The organism is bacterium (assembly GCA_021108215.1).
Classification (GTDB): domain Bacteria; phylum Oederibacteriota; class JAAXVQ01; order JAAXVQ01; family JAUVAV01; genus JAIORK01.
This window is the reverse complement of record JAIORK010000032.1, coordinates 180,487-199,163: the sequence shown is the minus strand read 5'-3', so window position 1 is coordinate 199,163 and position 18,677 is coordinate 180,487. Positions and strand designations below refer to the sequence as shown.

17 protein-coding genes are annotated in these 18,677 nt (G+C 48.7%); 1 reads left to right on the top strand and 16 read right to left on the bottom strand.

Annotation, left to right across the window (positions count from 1 at the left end; translation table 11 throughout):
- The first annotated feature begins 96 nt into the window (after positions 1 to 96).
- Positions 97 to 2,421 carry a DUF2723 domain-containing protein gene (locus K8S19_07600; protein MCD4813540.1) on the top strand — a complete coding sequence of 775 codons (2,325 nt, stop codon included), beginning with the start codon at positions 97 to 99 and terminating at the stop codon, positions 2,419 to 2,421.
- Here the strand turns inward: K8S19_07600 and K8S19_07595 are convergent.
- The 16 genes from K8S19_07595 to K8S19_07520 form a co-directional block, all read right to left on the bottom strand.
- Positions 2,349 to 3,650: a SpoIID/LytB domain-containing protein gene (locus K8S19_07595; protein MCD4813539.1), complete on the bottom strand. Its 1,302-nt coding sequence runs from the start codon at positions 3,648 to 3,650 to the stop codon at positions 2,349 to 2,351. The two genes, K8S19_07600 and K8S19_07595, sit on opposite strands and share 73 nt — an antisense overlap.
- Before the next feature lie 49 nt (positions 3,651 to 3,699).
- A complete protein-coding gene (locus K8S19_07590) occupies positions 3,700 to 4,116 on the bottom strand; it encodes a hypothetical protein (GenBank protein ID MCD4813538.1) in 417 nt (138 codons plus the stop codon).
- A 371-nt stretch (positions 4,117 to 4,487) separates the two neighbouring features.
- A complete protein-coding gene (locus K8S19_07585; protein ID MCD4813537.1) occupies positions 4,488 to 5,405 on the bottom strand; it encodes a CPBP family intramembrane metalloprotease in 918 nt (305 codons plus the stop codon).
- Positions 5,406 to 5,435: 30 nt separating this feature from the next.
- Positions 5,436 to 5,867 (bottom strand): peptidylprolyl isomerase, encoded by a 432-nt coding sequence (locus tag K8S19_07580; protein ID MCD4813536.1) that lies wholly within the window; start codon positions 5,865 to 5,867, stop codon positions 5,436 to 5,438.
- 23 nt (positions 5,868 to 5,890) lie between these two features.
- Entirely contained in the window at positions 5,891 to 6,484 is a 594-nt protein-coding gene (pyrE, locus tag K8S19_07575) for an orotate phosphoribosyltransferase (GenBank protein MCD4813535.1), read from the bottom strand.
- Complete coding sequence (pyrF, locus tag K8S19_07570) at positions 6,481 to 7,209, bottom strand: orotidine-5'-phosphate decarboxylase (protein MCD4813534.1); 729 nt, start codon at positions 7,207 to 7,209, stop codon at positions 6,481 to 6,483. Before pyrF ends, pyrE begins: the two co-directional genes overlap by 4 nt.
- Before the next feature lie 15 nt (positions 7,210 to 7,224).
- Positions 7,225 to 8,325 (bottom strand): polysaccharide deacetylase family protein, encoded by a 1,101-nt coding sequence (locus tag K8S19_07565; protein MCD4813533.1) that lies wholly within the window; start codon positions 8,323 to 8,325, stop codon positions 7,225 to 7,227.
- 553 nt (positions 8,326 to 8,878) lie between these two features.
- Positions 8,879 to 9,448 carry a phosphatase PAP2 family protein gene (locus tag K8S19_07560; GenBank protein MCD4813532.1) on the bottom strand — a complete coding sequence of 190 codons (570 nt, stop codon included), beginning with the start codon at positions 9,446 to 9,448 and terminating at the stop codon, positions 8,879 to 8,881.
- Positions 9,445 to 10,371: a dihydroorotate dehydrogenase gene (locus tag K8S19_07555; GenBank protein MCD4813531.1), complete on the bottom strand. Its 927-nt coding sequence runs from the start codon at positions 10,369 to 10,371 to the stop codon at positions 9,445 to 9,447. Before K8S19_07555 ends, K8S19_07560 begins: the two co-directional genes overlap by 4 nt.
- On the bottom strand, positions 10,368 to 11,126 hold the full coding sequence (locus tag K8S19_07550; GenBank protein ID MCD4813530.1) for a dihydroorotate dehydrogenase electron transfer subunit: 759 nt from the start codon (positions 11,124 to 11,126) through the stop codon (positions 10,368 to 10,370). The genes K8S19_07555 and K8S19_07550 overlap by 4 nt, the downstream gene beginning before the upstream one ends.
- Before the next feature lie 12 nt (positions 11,127 to 11,138).
- Positions 11,139 to 12,431 carry a dihydroorotase gene (locus K8S19_07545; GenBank protein MCD4813529.1) on the bottom strand — a complete coding sequence of 431 codons (1,293 nt, stop codon included), beginning with the start codon at positions 12,429 to 12,431 and terminating at the stop codon, positions 11,139 to 11,141.
- Positions 12,415 to 13,353, bottom strand: a complete 939-nt coding sequence (locus tag K8S19_07540) for an aspartate carbamoyltransferase catalytic subunit (protein MCD4813528.1) — start codon at positions 13,351 to 13,353, stop codon at positions 12,415 to 12,417. Before K8S19_07540 ends, K8S19_07545 begins: the two co-directional genes overlap by 17 nt.
- Positions 13,354 to 13,357: 4 nt before the next feature.
- Positions 13,358 to 13,978: a bifunctional pyr operon transcriptional regulator/uracil phosphoribosyltransferase PyrR gene (gene pyrR / locus K8S19_07535; protein MCD4813527.1), complete on the bottom strand. Its 621-nt coding sequence runs from the start codon at positions 13,976 to 13,978 to the stop codon at positions 13,358 to 13,360.
- Positions 13,979 to 14,672: 694 nt separating this feature from the next.
- Positions 14,673 to 15,218 carry a peptidylprolyl isomerase gene (locus tag K8S19_07530; GenBank protein ID MCD4813526.1) on the bottom strand — a complete coding sequence of 182 codons (546 nt, stop codon included), beginning with the start codon at positions 15,216 to 15,218 and terminating at the stop codon, positions 14,673 to 14,675.
- A gap of 404 nt (positions 15,219 to 15,622) precedes the next feature.
- A complete protein-coding gene (locus K8S19_07525; protein ID MCD4813525.1) occupies positions 15,623 to 16,969 on the bottom strand; it encodes a hypothetical protein in 1,347 nt (448 codons plus the stop codon).
- Between the two features lie 23 nt (positions 16,970 to 16,992).
- A complete protein-coding gene (locus tag K8S19_07520; GenBank protein MCD4813524.1) occupies positions 16,993 to 18,216 on the bottom strand; it encodes a hypothetical protein in 1,224 nt (407 codons plus the stop codon).
- Positions 18,217 to 18,677: the final 461 nt, after the last annotated feature.

Genomic DNA, 18,677 nt, shown 5'->3' with positions numbered 1-18,677 from the left:
TAAAATCCCTGGAATCGAATGTCAACGTCTACTCGCACACGAATGTTAAAAAGGTTTTCCAATTTTTCATGGCATGTTCAATACGGGATGCGTATAATGAGCAGATTCACACACCCCGGCTCGTTTGGGCCGCAGGGAATAAAGGAGATCGGTTTGCCTGTTACGTCCCGTACGCGGGTATTAGGAAAACTCGGCAGTGCATCGGTGCTTGATCCAATTTTTGCTTTGTTGGCTCTTTTACTGCCATTGATTATCTCGCTCCATTTACTGGGGACGGATTTACTCGGCAACGATTTTGCCGAATTCACCCTGGGCGTATCCACCCTGGGTATTGTCCAGTTCCCGGGATATCCGCTTTACCTCATGGCAACCAAATTAGTTACCTGGCTGGTTCCCTATGGCTCTGAAATTTGGCGTATTAATTTTGCCAGTTTAATCTATGCCGCTTTGGCCGCACTACTCATCTTTCTGACCGGACGCCGATTGTATTTTTCTTCTCTAATCAGTCTGGCCGCCGCATTGCTGTTCTTTTTTTCTCCCTTCCTCTGGCAAACAGCCCTGGTGGCACACTACGACACCTTTCTTGTTTTCCTGATCACGGCCTGCGTCTATACCACCTTGGATATTCTAAATCCCCGCTCACTGCGCAATCTAAAATTAAAGCTGACCGCCTGGGCTTTTCTCTGTGGATTGACAGGCGCCCAGCATCCCGCTCTGATCGCCTGGGTTATCACCGCACTGATTATGGGATTGGTTATCGGTCTGCCCCGGCAGCGCAGCCGGAGTAAACTCTATTGGCTGGTTATTATAAGTGCACTCGCCGGTGCCTGCCTGCCTTACCTTTATCTTCCCCTGCGGCTACTTTCTCCGAATGCCCTGTTCAATCCGGATTTGGTTTCCCTGCCGGGAATAACCCCGCCCTCGGAATCTTTGAAAGCGCTGTTTTTTTGGTTCGTCAGTTACTGTTCCGATGGTGCACAGACCTTATTGATGATTAAAAATTTCCATGCCGCAGTGCGGCAATTCTGGGAAACCGTGGTTGGCTTTGCGATGACCTATCCGTTTTTTCCTCTGATGGTGATTATTTTCGGGTTGCTGCTCAACCTGCGAACCGCCCTCCTGCGCCAGCCGGGGACTACGACCTCGGGCATTGATTCCGCCGGTCGATTGACCCTGGCCATTCTTCCGCTGTGTGCCCTGGGCGGCGAATTATTGCTTTTACAAGAACATACACATATAACCCGATTAAACCTATCGCTGGGCTGTGCCTTTTGGAGCTTCATTGGTCTGGAGTACTGCTATCAAATTCTTGGTCATACCGACGTGCAGCTTTCAAAGATCCAGCATCGTCTCAAGCCTACCTGGTTTGGAATCATGGTCGTATTGTGCATTCCCTTGCTGGCATTTATCCAAAGTTACAGCTTGTTAAAAAAACATATACCGCAAGCCGCCAACCCGGACAGCACCTTAATCCAGACCCAACGTTTTATGGAATCACTTCCGGAAAACGCAGCCTTGTATTTCCCCAGAGCCCAATGGCAGTTCCCCTTCACCTATGTACAAATTCACATGGATATTCGGCAAGACCTTTTCTTCAAGTCCTTTTCAAAGAGCTGGCCGGATATGCAGCTTGATCAAAATCCTTTTTTTCGGACCCTAGGTCAGACACCGCAGCAACGCTTTTTAAAAGAAATCACTTTCTCCCGCGAGTGGATCCGCATCCTTTCACGCAAAACCCGTCCGGGCACCCACCAATTTCTTCTAACCCGGCCTATGAAACCTAAACCGACCCTGCAATTTCTATTGCAATCCTTGCAAGTTTTAGAGGCACACGCGCCGCTTGCCTACTGGGAGACGCCCCGGGACAAACAGTTTTTATCCGTGTTTCGCATCCGCCGCCGCGCGAACGAGGATCGGGTGACAGACAGAAAACCCCTGACCAAAACGTTTATCCGTGATTTTAACGGTAAATTCAGGCTGGTTTCCGCCCAACTACACAAACCGGTCAAGCGGATACACCAATTTGCGCTGCTGAAAATCACCCTGACCTGGCAAAAATTAACTCCATTGCAGGATAAAAAAATCCTGGTTCTTTTTAGAATTGTTCCGGCAACCGGCCGGCCGGAAAGCCCCCGCGCGGAGAAGGCCAAGACCGTTTGGAAAGAAGCTCGATTATTGGGTGGAAACGGTTTGCGGGAACGCTTTCACGCTCGTTCGATCCTGCATGAGACCTACCAATTGCCTGTCCCAAAACAAATAACCCCCGGACGTTATCAGGTCCAGATCGCACTTCAGGACAAACAAAATAACGAAATGCTGCCAACCGGTGACGCGCTGGATAAACCGGTTTATTTTATTTCCGCATGTGAATTTTGGGTGGTTGATTCCACGTCTGAAGGTGTGTCGGACGCCAATCCATAATTGCCGCCAAGCTGTGTCCCGTTAAAATAGTGCAACAAAATTTCTGCATATCCAAAACCATGCTGCGCCATCCCCCGTGCACCCCACTGGCAGAGCCCGACACCATGCCCCAGGCCATTCCCCACTGCACGAAATTGGTTGCCGTCTGTCTCCAGCCGATAAAAATCACTGAACATTTTACGCCGTCCGAATTCGCGATTAATGGCACGGCGAAACTGATAACCGGTCATGAACACTTCTTGTTCATCGGTTTTAATGCGCACTTTAAGCACACGCCCGGAGCGGTTAATAAAATCTACACTGGCCGTGATCAATTTTTCCTGCTTTGCGATGATCTTCGCTTTTACCAAAGCCCGCTCCACCCGGCGCAACGACAAACGCACACGCCATTGTGCATAAGGTGATTGCGAACAATAAGGACGGTTCCCGGGTTTCCACCGGTCCTCCACCCGCATCAAATACGGAATACGTCGATTAGCCCAGACCTCATCGACATAGACTGTGTTCCCCCCGCATGTGCTGTGATAAAAAGCTTCCGCCAGACGATGGTTGTATGTGATCACCTCGCCAAGGGTCATCTTGACAGCCTGCTCTGCCCGGCGGGAAACCTGCTTGCGGCCTTTATACACCTGACAGTGAGGACCATCGCAATAATCATATCCGTAGCGATTATGGCGCTTGAGATTTTTCAAAGCCCAGGTCCGGGCGACCACCGCCTGCGCCTTGAGTGCTTCTAATGTAAAATTTTCCGGGTCCATCTCTTCGGGAATGACGCGCGCCAAATACATCTCCATCGGCAGGTGATTAATAATCGCCATCCGTCCATACTTAATGGAAATATCCAATATATTCGCCTCATAGTCACAGATGAAGCGCTGCGACGGGATATGTACTTTAAATATTTTTATTTTATTGTTCCGGATGCGAACCCAAACCTGTTGATAACGTTCCGCTTTTTCAAATGCCGCTTTGTGCCGATTAAAAGCGACCACCACACGATTTTTTTTCATTTTAAAATAGACCCGGTGGGTTCCCTTCGGGATAGGGATCGCCTCGCCTTTGGCATTTTGTAAAATTACACCATCTGATATCCCGTCAATGTAGGCATTGTCAAAATATTTTTTTCTAATCAGGCGCACACGGACATTCGGTCCGGATTCTAAAGAATGTTTTGTCCAGGCAGGAACTGCTTCGATCGGCTGACGGCGACAACCACTCCCGCTCAGCATCACCCCCCCGAGGGTGAGCAGGCAGGATAGTATGACACACCAATATAATTTAGACACGCTTCCGGGTGCCGGCTTTTTTTGTTTTTTTTGACTTTTTATGTCCCAGCCGGCGAACGCTTTGCCGCACCGGCGATGTTGCGGATTTGCTTTTCTTAATACCCAGGGGATTCATTGGATGAAGCTGAAGAATACGTTTTTCTTCCGGTGTAAGGTCATTGAGAATCGTGGTCAAACGGACATTTCGGGCAATAACCTGAAGACGGCCGGCAATTTCATGTTCTCTTAGCTTGGGATTCGCAGCTTTAAGCCGCAACGCGGTTTTGGATGCCAACAAAACAGCATACCCCATTCGCTCGACTGGATTTTGCTGCAAAATAAGCTTAAAACTCTCGGTAAACGCACCCAAATATTCTTCAATACTCCGCTGGGTTGTCTCGTCCTCAAGCGTGCTGAGATATTTGCGCATGGTTGGTTCCTCCCCGCTTGGATTGTTAAGCTGAAATTATTCTACACGCCGGGAGAGGGAAACTCAATGAATAAAACTACTGAGGGTATTTGTTTTATAAAACAATAAATAGTTAATCCTGAAAAAACAGCAATAACGTCATTGCAATAACCGCAAAGACAGTTTTTCTGTATGACTAAATAATGGGCCGGCTTAGCTGTGCAAAAATATATTTCTATATTTGACACTTGACCGAATGAATAAACAGGACTACTATTTTAATAGATGCAAACAACGACAGACTGCGTGATTCCCCTCTTTTGGAGCACAAAAGAGGGATAAGCGAGGGGCTTCCCCCTCTTAACCCCTTCCGGTGCCCCGGGAGGGGTTTTTTAAACCGCTGTATTTTTAAAGGTGGAAATCACCGGCTCTTTAGAAAAAAAACGGTCATAAACCAGCAGTCCTGCATTGGCCATTGCCAGAACAATAAATCCGGCTATCCCGGTAATCCCGGTCGAAAGATCGTTCCCGCCTTTAATCAACATAAACGATATTCCGGCCGTACCGTTGAGGGTTCCGTGCATGATGGCGCAGGCGATCACGGATTTTGATTTAACCCGGATATAGGCAAACAGCGGCGAGAGTAAAACCGTAAAATAAATCATGTAAAAAACACCCTCGCGCGGATGGCTGGGGTAATTATGACCCTGCCAGATGATAGGCGCATGCCAGATGCCCCAAATCAATCCGATCATAAGCGATGAACGCCAAAATCCCAGAAAATTCAATTCCTTCTGTAAAAGACCCCGCCAGCCCAGTTCCTCACCAAATCCGGCAACTGCGTTGATGGTGGCGCCGGCCAAAATCCCTGAAAAAAGTGCCAGCCAAAAAGGGTGTATGGGCCAGGCCTGAGCTTGGGCCTGCATAACGCTGAATTGCTCGGGGGTAATCTGGTTGGCAAACCGCGCAAACACTCCCTCCATTTCCCAGGAAAATGTCACCCCAGGTAAAAACAATGAGCATCCCAGTGTCAGCAAGGCAATGACCGGCGGCAAAAGTGCAGCCACTACAAACCAACGGTTGAAGCGAAAAGATATTCCCAAGGAAATTTTAAACGGTTCCCGAAAAACAACTTTCTGGACAAGCAAGACTGCCACCATGGGCATAAACATATAAACCAGGGACAGGGGCATCAGTATTTTCTTATGCATTTCTCCCGGAACCAGCGCGAATACAATGCCGAACAGTCCGTAACTCAATCCAAATGTCAGCGCCAGATACCAAAGCGTTTTTTTCATTCTGATATGCATACGCTTTCTCCTATACCTAAAAAACTTTCCTCATCCCATGATCTGGAGTAATTCAATTTCAAACACCAATGTTTTGCCTGCCAAGGGATGGTTGGCATCCAATGTAATCTTATCGCCATTGATCGATTTAATCGGGGTCACCACACAACCGCCGTCTGTGCCGCGAATTTCAACCAACATGCCTGCTTTTGGCGCATCTCCACAGGACAATTTATCCTTGTCCATCACCACTTCCTTATTTTTTTCATAGCTGCCATAGGCCTCTTCCGGCGAAAGGGTGATCCGCTTTTTTTCACCCACTGTCATCCCGATCATGGCTTTTTCCACACCCACAATCACTTTTTTTTCCCCCAGGGTAAACCGGAGCGGATCCTTCTCGTACGTTGTATCAAAAACCGTCCCGTCCTCCAGTAACCCCGTATAATGCACTTGTACCGTATCGCCTGCTTTTACAACTGCCATACCGCCTCCTTGAAAAAAACCGGTTATTTCAGACCCCGGCTACCCGGCTTGACTGCCGGAATACCCTGCCTGCAAAGCGGACACTTTTCAGGCGAATAGATATCCGCCTGAACTTTCATCAACGCCGTCAGGGGAGCCCCCAAATCAGGTGCTGTTGCCGAGCGGTCAACCAGACTGGCCACACCGATGATGGTCACATCAAAGGTCTTGGCAAGTGCTATCGCTTCTTTGACGGAACCTCCGGTTGTAATCACATCTTCCACTGCCAAAACTTTTTCCCCGGGTTTAAGCGAAAAGCCGCGCCGCAATGCCATTTTGCCGTCCACCCGTTCACAAAAAATTGCCCGAATATCAGGACAACTCTGGCGCGAAAGCGCCTGCGCCATCTCCTGGGCAAAAACAATACCGCCTACCGCAGGACCCAAAACAACATCAATCTCTTTGTTGGCCAGCTTTGCAGCCAACCGGTCCGCCAGTTCACGCGCCAATCCGGGGTACTGGGTGACCAGCGCACACTGCAAGTAGCAATTGGAATGATTTCCCGAGCTCAGTAAAAAATGGCCGGTTAAAAGCGCTTCGGCTTTTTCAAATTTTTCTCGTACCCAGTCAGAACTCATTTCAACGCTTCCTCCATTTCACGATAAATAGAACGCACTACCTGCAATGGATTGGTTGCCTGATAAATAGGTCGCCCCACAACAATATAATCCGCACCCGCCGCCATCGCCTGCTTGGGCGTCATAATTCTTTTTTGATCACCCTTGGATGATCCGGTCGGCCGGATGCCCGGGGTCAAAATAATGAAATCCGGTCCACAAGCTTTGCGAATTGCGATGATTTCCTGCGGGCTGGCCACCACGCCGTCCAAACCGGCGGATTGCGCCAGCTTGGCCAGATGAACCACGTGGGTCTGGATTTTACGCTTAAGGCATAACTCTTTTTCCAAAGCCGGCTGGTTGATGGAAGTTAAAACCGTGACCCCCAGCACCATGGTTTTGGACTGACGCAGTTTCTTGGCAACATCCCGGCTCGCCTTGGCCGCCGCGGCCATCATGGTCTTGCCGCCGGTGGTGTGTACATTGACGATGGTTGCGCCAATCCGGCAGGCGGATGTAACTGCCGAGGCCACCGTATTGGGAATATCATGAAATTTAGCGTCATAAAAAACACCGAAACCCCTGCGCCGAACATGCATCACCGCTTCAGGTCCTGCCGCCGAGAGCAACTGTGCGCCAAGCTTATACTGACTCACAACACCCTGCATCTTATTCATCAACAAATCAGCCGCGCGGATATCATCCACATCCAACGCAACAAACAAACGATCCTTTAATGGAATCATTCCCTGTATTCCTTTCTATTCATCTGCCGAAACTACTTGTACCAACCGGCTTTGTTTATAGTGCAGCATACCCTTGCGGTCTCGGGCCGTCAAGACGATTAAATCCGTCCCTCGTGTCCATGGTTTGGCAAAGGTCATCACGACTTTGCCGCTTTGTGTATCGTAACGTGTAGGAATCACCGTTTGGCCCGTTGTTGCCTGCAGACTGGCCGGGTCAAGCAGCGGCCACAACGTTCTTTCAACAACCAAATTTATTCCCGCCAGCGAACCGTGCGTCACCTCGCCCAACTCAGGATTCCATGACATCACGGTTAAATCGCGGACATGCAACATGGCGCGAAATGTACTCTTGCGCGTCCCCCTTAAAACCATACTTCTTTTGAGACACTTTTTTTCACTGCTAAGTATGTTGGTTCCCGGATTCACCGTAAACAGCAACTCGTATCCAGCTGTTTGACCGATTTCCGCGATCTCAGCATTCCATAGGCCATAAGGATAGGCCATCCCCAACACCTCGCCTTGTGACCAGGCTAATAATTTTTCCCGGGAACCTGCCAATTCTTTTTTCATGCGTACTTGCCATGCCGCCTGCGTCTCGCCTTTTTTCAATCGATTTAATTTCGGATGAGAAACAGAATGCGACCCGATATCAAAGCCCTCTGCCTGCAATGCCTGCAATTCATATTTTTTCAGACCCAAGCGGGCACCCACAAAATCAGTGTAAATAAATAAGGTGGCCGGATAACCGTACTGATCCAGCAGGGGTTTGGCCTGGCTTAAAAAATCCCGGTATCCGTCATCAATGGTAATCAAAACCGGATTTTCCGGAAGTTCGGATTTTCCACGCATGACGCGGGCCAACTCGGTTACGGTAATCGGCGTACACTGTTCTTGCCGGATGATTTCCAGTTGCCCGGAGAACTCCGCTTTTGAAACAGAATAAGCATCCTTGGCGCCGTAAGGTCCAAAGCGATGATAACAAAGCACCGGAATCATTTGGACACTGCGCACGGCCGAAGCTGCTGCCGGCGTCTGTTCCGCCCCGCCTGTCACCGGCCAAACGGCAACACTCCCGAGCAAAACAACCAATCCCCAACGAATAATTTTATTCTGCATGTAATCACTCCTGATTTTTTCACCCACCCGTATACTGGAACACGGCTATTCCCGGTAAGACAACCTACCAACGACTGTCTAAATCCTTCAGAAACCGTTTTCAGTGTTGCACAAAAAGTTTCCGCTCAGCAACCAACTGTATTCCAAGCAGCACCCGGTATTCATTCCCAGGCTTTTTCGTTGTGCAATACTAAAAACGGTTTCTGAAGGATTCAACCCGCATCCTCCGGCATACTGAAAACCATTCCCGGTGAGTATTCTTTTTGTTCCTGCAAAAACGAAAACCCGGTAAATTCACAATAACTGCTGCTTTACAAATACTTGTGCCGATTCCTTGATGTCGTAGCTTGCATGAACAAAAAGAATACTCACCGGGAATATGTTTACCGCGTTACGTTTTCACCAACACTCAAATACCATCACGCATTACTTTTATTCTTACGAAACGATAGTAGCGGTCAGAATAAAACGATTTGCCAAGCAGCACCTAAGGTAAATCATCCGGGATTTTTCGTGTTCGTATGAATAAAAGCAATGCATGATGGTATTCCCCTCATGCCGGCCAGATCACCCGGCTGATGCGATAAAGCAACACGCCGATCACACTTCCGATGATATAGCCTGCCAAAACATCCAAAGGGTAATGCCCGCCCGAATAAATTGTCCCCCCCCCAATCACCAGTGCAAACACTGTGCCCGGCCAGCGCAACCTCGAATCCATTTTCATGACCACGATTGCCAATGCAGCCGCACTGGCCGCATGGGTTGACGGAAAAGACAGTGAAACAGTCGAAAGATCATTAAGCGGCACACACAGATGCACTTCGGAAAGCTTTATAAACGGGCGCTGGCGGTTAAAAAATAATTTTAATAAATGATTGTGCAAAAAATTGGACACCACAACCGCCAATGCCGCCCAGACCATAACCTGTAATACTTTCTTCCAATGCGTCAAAAAAACATACCCTGCCCCGGCAACGAGCAGCACAAGCAAAATAATTTGATCCCGGCCGATAAAGAAAATGACATCCCCAATCCACCGCACAAACAATGTGTCGTTTATAAAACGAAATACCGCCACGTCTGCCGCAACAATGATTCCCACGATGGATTGAATGCTCACGTTTGCGCAGCTCCAATAATTTCCTGGATTTTAGAAATACCATGCTTTCGGCAGTATGTGCTCAACCCGGATACGATTTCCCGGGCAGCTGCCGGATTACGAAAGGTTGCCGTGCCGACCTGAATCGCGGTCGCACCCGCAAGAATAAATTCCAGCGCATCCGTATACAATTCAATCCCCCCCACACCCACAACCGGGATGGCGACAGCCTGGCTGACTTTATACACCAGGTGCAGTGCCACTGGTTTTACAGCCGGTCCGGATAATCCGCCGGTCCGGTTGGCAAGTACCGGACGACGTTTGACAATATCAATCTGCATGCCGATCAATGTATTCATCACGGTCAAGGCATCGGCACCGCCCGCTTCCGCTGCTTTGGCAATACTGATGATATCTGTAACATTCGGCGAAAGCTTCACCCACAATGGCAAGGCGGTTGCACGCCGCAAACGCCCTACCAGTTTTTGCAGCACGTTGGGGTCCCGGCCGAATTCAATCCCGCCGGCATGTACATTGGGACAGGATACGTTTATTTCCAACCCATCAACCCCGGGCGTCCGGTTAAGTTTTTTAACGACCTGCAAATATTCTTCAGGTGTTGACCCGGCAACATTGGCAATGACCGCACAGGGCATTTTTTTCAATACCGGCATTTTTTCTTCACAAAATACATCAATGCCTACATTGGCCAAACCGATGGCATTGAGCATACCCGACCGGCATTCTGCTACGCGGGGCATGGGATTTCCCGCGCGAGGATGCAGAGTCACACTCTTTGCCGCCAAACCACCGATCGCAGAAAAATCCACCCAGTCTCGCAGCTCAGTTCCGTATCCACAGGTTCCCGACGCCAGCAAAACCGGATTTCGCAAACGAATACCGCCTACCGTGACACTAAGATTCGGTTGTGTTTTTTTTGTCATACGTCCCAATCCACCTCATCCGCATTAAATATTGTCCCGTCTTTACAAACCCGCTTATACTCCCCGGCAATTTTCACAACACAACCGTTGCAAACCCCCATACCGCAAGCCATCACCTCTTCCAATGAAACCTGTGCGACAACGGCATACGCTTTCGCCACATCAGCCACTGCGCGCAGCATCGCTTTCGGACCCGCAGCTGCCAGCCGGGGTTTCCCGCCCAATACGTCCAATCTCTGTTGAAGTACCTGTGTAATCAATCCCTTGGTGCCAAAACTACCATCATTGGTCGAACAGAAAACTTTTACCCCGAGACGCTGCATGGCATGCCGTAATAAAAGGTCCTGCGCGGTTCGTCCGCCGATTAATGCTTCGACGTCTCGTCCCGTTCGGCGCAACCGGTTGGCTAAAAAGAAAAGCGGTGCCACTCCAAATCCTCCACCAACCAATAAAACCGGAGCTTTGCCCGGCAGGGTAAACGTATTGCCAAACGGCCCGGTGATATCCATCTGATTGCCAGACTGCATATTGGCAATCAGACCTGTCCCCGGGCCCACCGTCTTAATCAATAACTCCAGATAATTTTCCCGGGCATTACAAATTGAAAAGGGCCGCCGCCAAAAAGGCGCACCCGTTCCCTTAATTTGAATTTCCACAAACTGACCCGGTTTGGCCTTGCGGGCAATCGCCGGCACTGCCAGGGAAATATAATTATAAAGTCCGGATTTACGGACATAGGTAATTGCTGCTTTCACAAAACGCCTCACTCAAATAGTATTATTCTCAAAAACAGTTACACCTGCCACCAAGGTCCGGTGCACCACGCCCTTGACTTTCCACCCATCAAACGGGGTGTTATCCGACTGGCTGAAAAACGCTGACGCCTTTACTTCCCGCTCGGTATCCGGATTAAAAATCACAATATCCGCATCAGCACCTTTGGCCAGTGTCCCTTTAGGAATCTTAAGGATTTTTGCAGGATTAAAACTCATAGTCCGCAATGCATCCAGCAGAGAAATTTTTCCTGTCGCCACCATGGTGGTCAACACCAATGACAACGATGTTTCCAGACCACATATGCCCGGTGCGGAAAGCGCAAACTCCATTTCTTTTTCCCGGCGTGAATGCGGAGCATGGTCGGTCGCAATAGCATCCAATGTTCCGTCCGCAATGGCTGTCATCAAGGCTGCCTGGTCCGTGTCTTCGGCAATCGGCGGACTCACCCGCACATTAGTATCATAACCAGCCAGACATTCATCGGTCAGCGCCAAATAATGCGGCGCGGTCTCGCCCGTAACCTGCACGCCGCGTGCCTTGGCTTCGCGAATCATACGCACGGCCCCGCAGGTGGAAACATGCGGGATATGAATCCGGCTATCGGTTTCTTCCGCCAATAAAATATCCCGGGCGATCATCACCTCCATGGCCGAGCGCGGAATCCCGCCCAACCCCAACTTGGTTGCATAAAAACCGGCATGCGCCACCCCTTTGCCGGACAAGGATTTTTCTTCAGCATGATTGATGACCAACAGGTCCAGCATACCGGCATACTGCATCGCCGAACGCATTAAAGTCGGTGAGGATACAGGATCGCCATCATCAGAAACCGCTACCACACCGGCGAATTTAAGTTCACCCATCTCGGTAAGGTTTTTTCCTTCCCGCCCTTTGGTAATCGCGGCGATGGGATAGACATTCACCACCCCCTGAGATTTCGCTTTGGAAAGAACCAACTCCACCATGGCCAAATTATCAATCGGGGGATTCGTATTGGGCATACAGGCGACACTGGTCACTCCACCGGCTGCGGCTGCCCGCGTTCCCGATGCAATGGTTTCTTTGTATTCGGATCCCGGCTCACGCAGATGTACATGCATATCCACCAACCCCGGAGCCACCACCTGATTGGCTGCATCAATAACCGTATCTTCTTTGCTTGGTTTGACTGCCCCAGGAGGGGTGATTTCCGTAATCTTACCCTGCTCAATCCAAAGATCACCTGCGGCATCATGGCCGGTTGCCGGATCGAGAATTCTTCCTCCTTTAATCACTTGTTTCATCAGATGTACCTCCGGAAAGCAGATAAAGTACCGCCATGCGTACCGCCACGCCGTTGGTCACTTGATCTAAAATAACCGCATTGGGTCCATCAGCAACTCTGGGCGATATCTCGATTCCCCGATTCATCGGTCCCGGGTGCATGATCAGCACATCGGGTTTGGCCAATTTTAGCCGGCGGGCATTAATCCCATAGAGATTGGCATATTCGCGCGCACTGGGAAAATATTGCCCGTTTTGTCTTTCCAGTTGAATGCGCAAAATATTAATAACATCCGTATCCGCGATTGCATCCTCAAGGCGGTGATGGATCTCAACCCCCAGACGGGTTAAACTTTTGGGGACCAGGGTCGCCGGCCCAACCAAGCGCACCGTAGCGCCCAATTTCAGCAAACCATGAATATTGGAACGGGCTACCCGGGAATGGGTAATATCCCCCACCAAGGTCACAATCAAATTTTTAAATTTTTTCTTACACTCCCGAATCGTATACATATCCAACAATGCCTGAGTAGGATGCGCATGGGTGCCGTCGCCGGCATTAACCACACAAGCTTTGCTGTGCTTGGCAACCAAATGAACCGCCCCGGAACAACCATGCCGCATGATGATTGTCTGAACATTCATGGCTTCAATATTGCGAACTGTGTCCAGCAGACATTCACCTTTCACCAGGGATGACGCTGAGGCGGTAAAATTAACAACATCCGCCGAAAGACGTTTGGCCGCCAGTTCGAAAGACGTTCGCGTCCGCGTGGAAGGTTCAAAAAATAAATTGATAACCGTTTTTCCCCGCAATGCCGGGACTTTTTTAATCGGCCTTTGCACGACTTCTTTGAATGAGGCCGCCGTATCCAAAATTCGAACAATTTCCTCCACCTGCAATTCTTCCAGGTCTAAAAGATCTTTCCGATTAAATTCCAAGACCTCACGCCCCTTTCTGACTTTCCTCAAGGTTGGCTTGCACCAACACAATACTATCTTTGCCGGCTGTTTCAACCAGATCAACACCAATCTTTTCAAGATGCGATGTGGGCACATTTCTCCCAATAAAATCCGCATGAATTGGCAGTTCGCGATGTCCACGGTCAACCATGACCGCCAGCCGAATGCTCTGCGGCCGCCCATAATCATTGAGCTCATCCATTGCCGCACGGACCGTTCGTCCGGTATACAAAACATCATCAACCAACACAACATGCTTATTGTCCAGATCAAAAGGAATATGACTCGGTTTTTTATTTGCATTCCGGCCGCTGTGCGTCATGGTATCATCCCGATGAAACGTCACATCAAGTGCGCCCACCGGGGGCGGGGTTCCCTCAATTTTCTCAATCTGCTGCGCAATCCGCTCAGCCAAAATATCGCCGCGCTGTAGAATACCAATCAAAACAAGATCTGACACCCCTTTGGTATGCTCGCATATTTCATGCGCGATCCGTGTAATGGCTCTGCGGATATTTTCTGCATCCATGATTTGATTTTTTTTCAAAACGGACACGGCACTCTCCTCCAATTCCCGGTTTATCGTCGGCAAGCATTGTAGCATCTTCCGCATACACCGACACCTGATGCAAAACAATCCGCATTGCTTTTTTCAGCCGGTTCGCACCAAAATTCCCGAAATGAAAAAAACCTCCCCGGCATTTTCAAAAGGGAGGTTTTGCGGCTGCTTCCAGCATATGCTTATCACCCTTTTTGGTCTCGCAGAACCAGTTTAAAGGATTCATCACGGTATGTTGTTAACGACAATACATTGCAATAACCAATCTGTCAAGATTGTTTCCCGCCAAAAATAAAAACCGGGGAAACAAAATCATTTCCCCGGTTTTTATAAATATAACTTCACCTACTGGTGTTATCTTACTTCTTTTTTTTAGCGACTTTCTTTTTTGCTACTTTTTTCTTGGCGACCTTTTTCGCTACTTTTTTCTTAGCAACCTTTTTCGCTACTTTTTTCTTAGCCACCTTTTTTTTCGCCGCTTTTTTCACTGCCATTCTCTCACCTCCTTTTCTTGCGCAATGTTTTTATTTTTTTAACAATCATCGCGTTAATTTATTTATATCATACAATGCGGACTTTCAAAATACTTTTTTAAAAGTTTTGTATTTTTTTTATTCATCTTTTTTCATATCATGAGTATCGTAACTTTCCAAAAAAAGTTTAATCGGCCAACTATTTTAAAAAATCAACCTGCCGCACGATTCACAACTCAATTATTTTATCCAACAACACGTCAACATTAACGCACGCTTACTTTTGTCATGCTGTCTCCAACACGTATGGCTTGCACCACATCCATTCCTTTTGTTACTTGACCAAAGACGGTGTAATTACCGTCAAGGTGAGGTGCGCGTCCCAAACAAATATAAAACTGACTCCCGGCTGAATTCGGGTCCATACTGCGTGCCATGGCAACCGCACCTGTAATATGCGACTGTTTATTAAACTCCGCATTAATTGTATATCCCGGCCCGCCGGTACCATCCCCTTTGGGGTCTCCGCCTTGTATGACAAATCCAGGTTCCACGCGATGAAAAGTCAGACCGTCATAAAATCCTTTTTGCGCCAGCTTGGTAAAATTCGCAACTGTGTTCGGCGCGTCCTTGGGATAAAACTTAAATACAATTTCCCCTTTGCCGGTCTGAATAGCAGCTTCGGTGATGGTTGCTTTTGCCTCTTCCATTTTCTTCACGTTTCCTTTCTCAGGTGATTTTTCAGTCGGCACACTTGCACATCCCTGTATCATGAACACAGCCATAAAGCCTGCCACAAATACTTTTCTCATTCTCCGCCCCCTTGTCCCATGGTCATTGATTTAAAAACAATTTATAGTACCGTAAAAATTGTTTTTGCGGAAAAAAAAGTCGCCAAAAGAACTTTGTTTGTTCAATTTCCCCGTTCTAAAAAGCGGGCGACCAATAGAAATCCCGGCCTTTACTCATCCATCTGCTCGGAGAATTTGGATATGATCTGTATCCCGCTCCAGCCCCGGTTTACCTGTCCCGGATGATTTCCCAGGGAAATCCGGGGAATTCGCAGCTAACATATTAAAAAATTATGCGACTGTAAAAACATAAATGTTTAAGCGGCGATGTTTGCGGAAATGAACGAAGGGATTTCCGAAAGCCGGTATTTTATTTTTGGCCCTCAGTAAATTCAAAAACAAACAAAATTCAAATCCTTGTTCGCTTAGTACTTATACAATACAAGCTTGCGCGTCCCATTGGCTTTCCCATCAAGAATAATCCGGTAAAAATAAATACCACCCGCCAACCCGGTAGTATCGAATGTAAAAAAGTTCATACCGGCGTAACAGTCTTCTGTAAAGCTCGCAACCCGCTCGCCGGCCGGATTGTAAAATTCCAAATGGACCAAACAGGATTGATCGGCGTAGATTTGATCTTTTATGTTAATTTGAATCCACATCGGGTCCCCGATTTTCCCGGGATTGGGGTAAATCACCACAACCTCCTCATTGGGCTGCGGTGTTGGTGTGGCCGTGATACGCGGCGTGTGACTGGCAGTCGGTGAGATGGTTGACGTGGATGAAACCGTTAATGTCATCGTAATGGTGGGCGAAATCGTAATTGTCGGAGTCATGGTTATAGTCGGTGTTGCCGTATAGGTTGCCGACTCGGTAGGCGTAAGTGTGATCGTCGCACTCGCCGTCCGGGTCGGCGTGTGTGTCGGCGAGGCAGTCACTGTGGCAGTCTCAGTCGAGGTCGGGGTGTGCGTTACAGTGGCACTCTCCGTCGGGGTTGCTGTGGATGTCATGGTTTCAGTTACGGTTGGCGTATATGTATAGGTACTGCTCTCAGTCGGTGATACGGTCATTGTAGCGGTCAAAGTATGTGTGCCGCTGGGAGTGGGTGTTGCTGTAGGCGATGCTGTAATTGTAACGGTTCCGCTCGGTGTGAATGTGGGTGTGGCAGTCCCGGTCAGCGTAATACTGGATGTCGGAGAAACAGTCGGTGTAAATGTTAATGTTCCATCCGGTGTGTCAGTCGGGGTTGCGGTTGGGGTATTGGTAGTTGAAATCATTGGCGAGGGCGACGGTGTGATGGTGAATGTCGGCGACTCGGACGGCGAGGGTGATGGCGTGATGGATAATGTCGAGGTCGGCGACTCAGACGGCGGGGGCGACGGTGTGGTGGTGAATGTCGGCGACTCGGACGGCGAGGGTGATGGCGTGATGGATAACGTCGAGGTCACAGTAGCCGTCGGTAAAGGCGATGGCGTAATCGTACAAGTCGGTGTTACCGTCGCTGTCGGCGTAAAATAAAGTTGGTACCGTAAAAACCCGGCATCTGCAAAATAGGTGCTCCCACCCATGTTGCTGCCGATCCCGATCTGCGCAATGGCACTAATCACTTCATAATTAACCGAGGATGCTGTATTACCAGCACTATCCTGCACATCATCCCGTCCTCCGTAAAGCGACGAACCGAATCCATGGTGTGCATCGGCTATTCCCTGTTCCATCCCAAGCAGCATGCCTAATGCCAATATGAAGATGCTAGCGCGTTTTTTTCCCAAAGTTCCTCTCCGCTTTCTACGAATTAAAACCCGCCCAAAACCGTGCCATTCAGGGCTTGATTAAATGCACCGTGCGTGCCCGGACCAGGTGCTGTCCATGCCGGAAAAACACCCGTGGTAACGTCTATAATCTCATTGCCGCTTCCACTTGACATCCCATAAAACACATTATGGCTGATCCGTCCGCTGCTGCCTATATTGGTGCCAACGCCAAAGGTTCCTGTATTATCACCGCTGGTGGTATATAAAAAAGTATTTTCCAAAATAAAAACATCTATGGCAAAAATTATGTTTTCACTAATACCACCGTTAGTGGTCGGTGCCAATTGACGTAAATCCACCACACAATTTTCAATCCGCGTCTCCACCGATCCATCAATTTCAATAAGATTCACATTGAAACCGCCGCCAGTCGCCACCACAGTACAATCAATCAATTCACAAAATTGGGAAGTTCGCATATCCACCACGCGTCCTACCGGCGCATCAGCCTCAATTTTCACTTCGCGTAAGTAAGCCATATTTATCGCATTCATATCAACGCTTGTAGTCATTCCGCCGGTTCGGATGAGCAGGGATTCGAGCGCACTGCCAGGAGCCAGCTTAATCCCCTGCACGTCGAGCTCCGTGTCATCCCATCCCCGGCCGCGAATGGTGACCCATTGCGGCACCATAATTTGTCCGCCGCCGCCGTTCGTCCCCGGTTCATTAAATGTTCCGGCCTGGACCTCAATCACCCATTGGAGATTGGCGTTGGGTTGCGGCTGTAAGGCACCGAAGGGTACAACACCATTGAGCATGTCAATGGCTGCGCTGACAGTGATGGTATCTCCGCCGTCCGCCGCCACAGTCAACACCTGCTGATAGACAATTTTACGGCTGGCATTGGCATACGCTGCGCAGGTAAGCTTATGCCGGGGCGCCATTTCGGTATCTCCCGAGACCTGAAATGTGAGCCAGTAGGTGGAACGAAACGGTAGATCAATGGCAATGGTTTCACCCAGCACTTCATTAAAAATCCCATTGGTCACTGTCACTGGATTAATTGTCTCAGACCAAAGCAGATTACCTGCCGTGGGTGCATCATAGATGTTAAAATCAATCTGAAGACCCGCCGTGACCGGCAAACCACTGGATGTGATATAGCCCTGGTAGTTCATTTTCTGGGGGATTTTAGTTAACGCCTGAGCGATTCCGGTCAGGGAAAAAACCAGGATCAAAGCAATACCGACTGTTTTTCGGAACATGGTTCTCCTCCTTAAAGTGTACGTAAAAACACAATTATTATAGTGTATGCTGCCAGGGCTGCATAGTTTTTTCGACACATTTTATAGACTCATCCATTATTTTTTAGGTTCCTTAAAATGAACACCAAATTTCCTTATCACTATTTAGTCGATCCTGAAAAACACGAAAAGTATTGTAATATTGAAAAAACAGTAGAAAAGGCATAGTACAATTTGCAAGAAAACGCACAAAAAAGTCAAACTCCCTTGCAAATTGTAATCAGACCTTTGTGTATTGTTGAATGAATGCGCTGCATGGGTATGGCCTGCCAACTTGGCCTGATATTTATTGGTTTATCGCAGGCGGTTATTTTGATGTCCCCGTATTATCATATGGCCCATTTGCAGCAAAGAAGAGAAACAATGCACAAAGGTCCGGCCCGTGTGATGTTGCAGCTTCAATTTGATTTTTTCAGGATCGA

Excerpts from the sequence above, each read along its gene's own strand:
- K8S19_07600 (MCD4813540.1), top strand. The coding sequence starts at position 97 with ATGAGCAGATTCACACACCCCGGCTCGTTTGGGCCGCAGGGAATAAAG.
- K8S19_07595 (MCD4813539.1), bottom strand. The coding sequence starts at position 3,650 with ATGCTGAGCGGGAGTGGTTGTCGCCGTCAGCCGATCGAAGCAGTTCCT.
- K8S19_07590 (MCD4813538.1), bottom strand. The coding sequence starts at position 4,116 with ATGCGCAAATATCTCAGCACGCTTGAGGACGAGACAACCCAGCGGAGT.
- K8S19_07585 (MCD4813537.1), bottom strand. The coding sequence starts at position 5,405 with ATGCATATCAGAATGAAAAAAACGCTTTGGTATCTGGCGCTGACATTT.
- K8S19_07580 (MCD4813536.1), bottom strand. The coding sequence starts at position 5,867 with ATGGCAGTTGTAAAAGCAGGCGATACGGTACAAGTGCATTATACGGGG.
- pyrE (MCD4813535.1), bottom strand. The coding sequence starts at position 6,484 with ATGAGTTCTGACTGGGTACGAGAAAAATTTGAAAAAGCCGAAGCGCTT.
- pyrF (MCD4813534.1), bottom strand. The coding sequence starts at position 7,209 with ATGATTCCATTAAAGGATCGTTTGTTTGTTGCGTTGGATGTGGATGAT.
- K8S19_07565 (MCD4813533.1), bottom strand. The coding sequence starts at position 8,325 with ATGCAGAATAAAATTATTCGTTGGGGATTGGTTGTTTTGCTCGGGAGT.
- K8S19_07555 (MCD4813531.1), bottom strand. The coding sequence starts at position 10,371 with ATGACAAAAAAAACACAACCGAATCTTAGTGTCACGGTAGGCGGTATT.
- K8S19_07545 (MCD4813529.1), bottom strand. The coding sequence starts at position 12,431 with ATGAAACAAGTGATTAAAGGAGGAAGAATTCTCGATCCGGCAACCGGC.
- pyrR (MCD4813527.1), bottom strand. The coding sequence starts at position 13,978 with ATGCTACAATGCTTGCCGACGATAAACCGGGAATTGGAGGAGAGTGCC.
- K8S19_07530 (MCD4813526.1), bottom strand. The coding sequence starts at position 15,218 with ATGAGAAAAGTATTTGTGGCAGGCTTTATGGCTGTGTTCATGATACAG.
- K8S19_07520 (MCD4813524.1), bottom strand. The coding sequence starts at position 18,216 with ATGTTCCGAAAAACAGTCGGTATTGCTTTGATCCTGGTTTTTTCCCTG.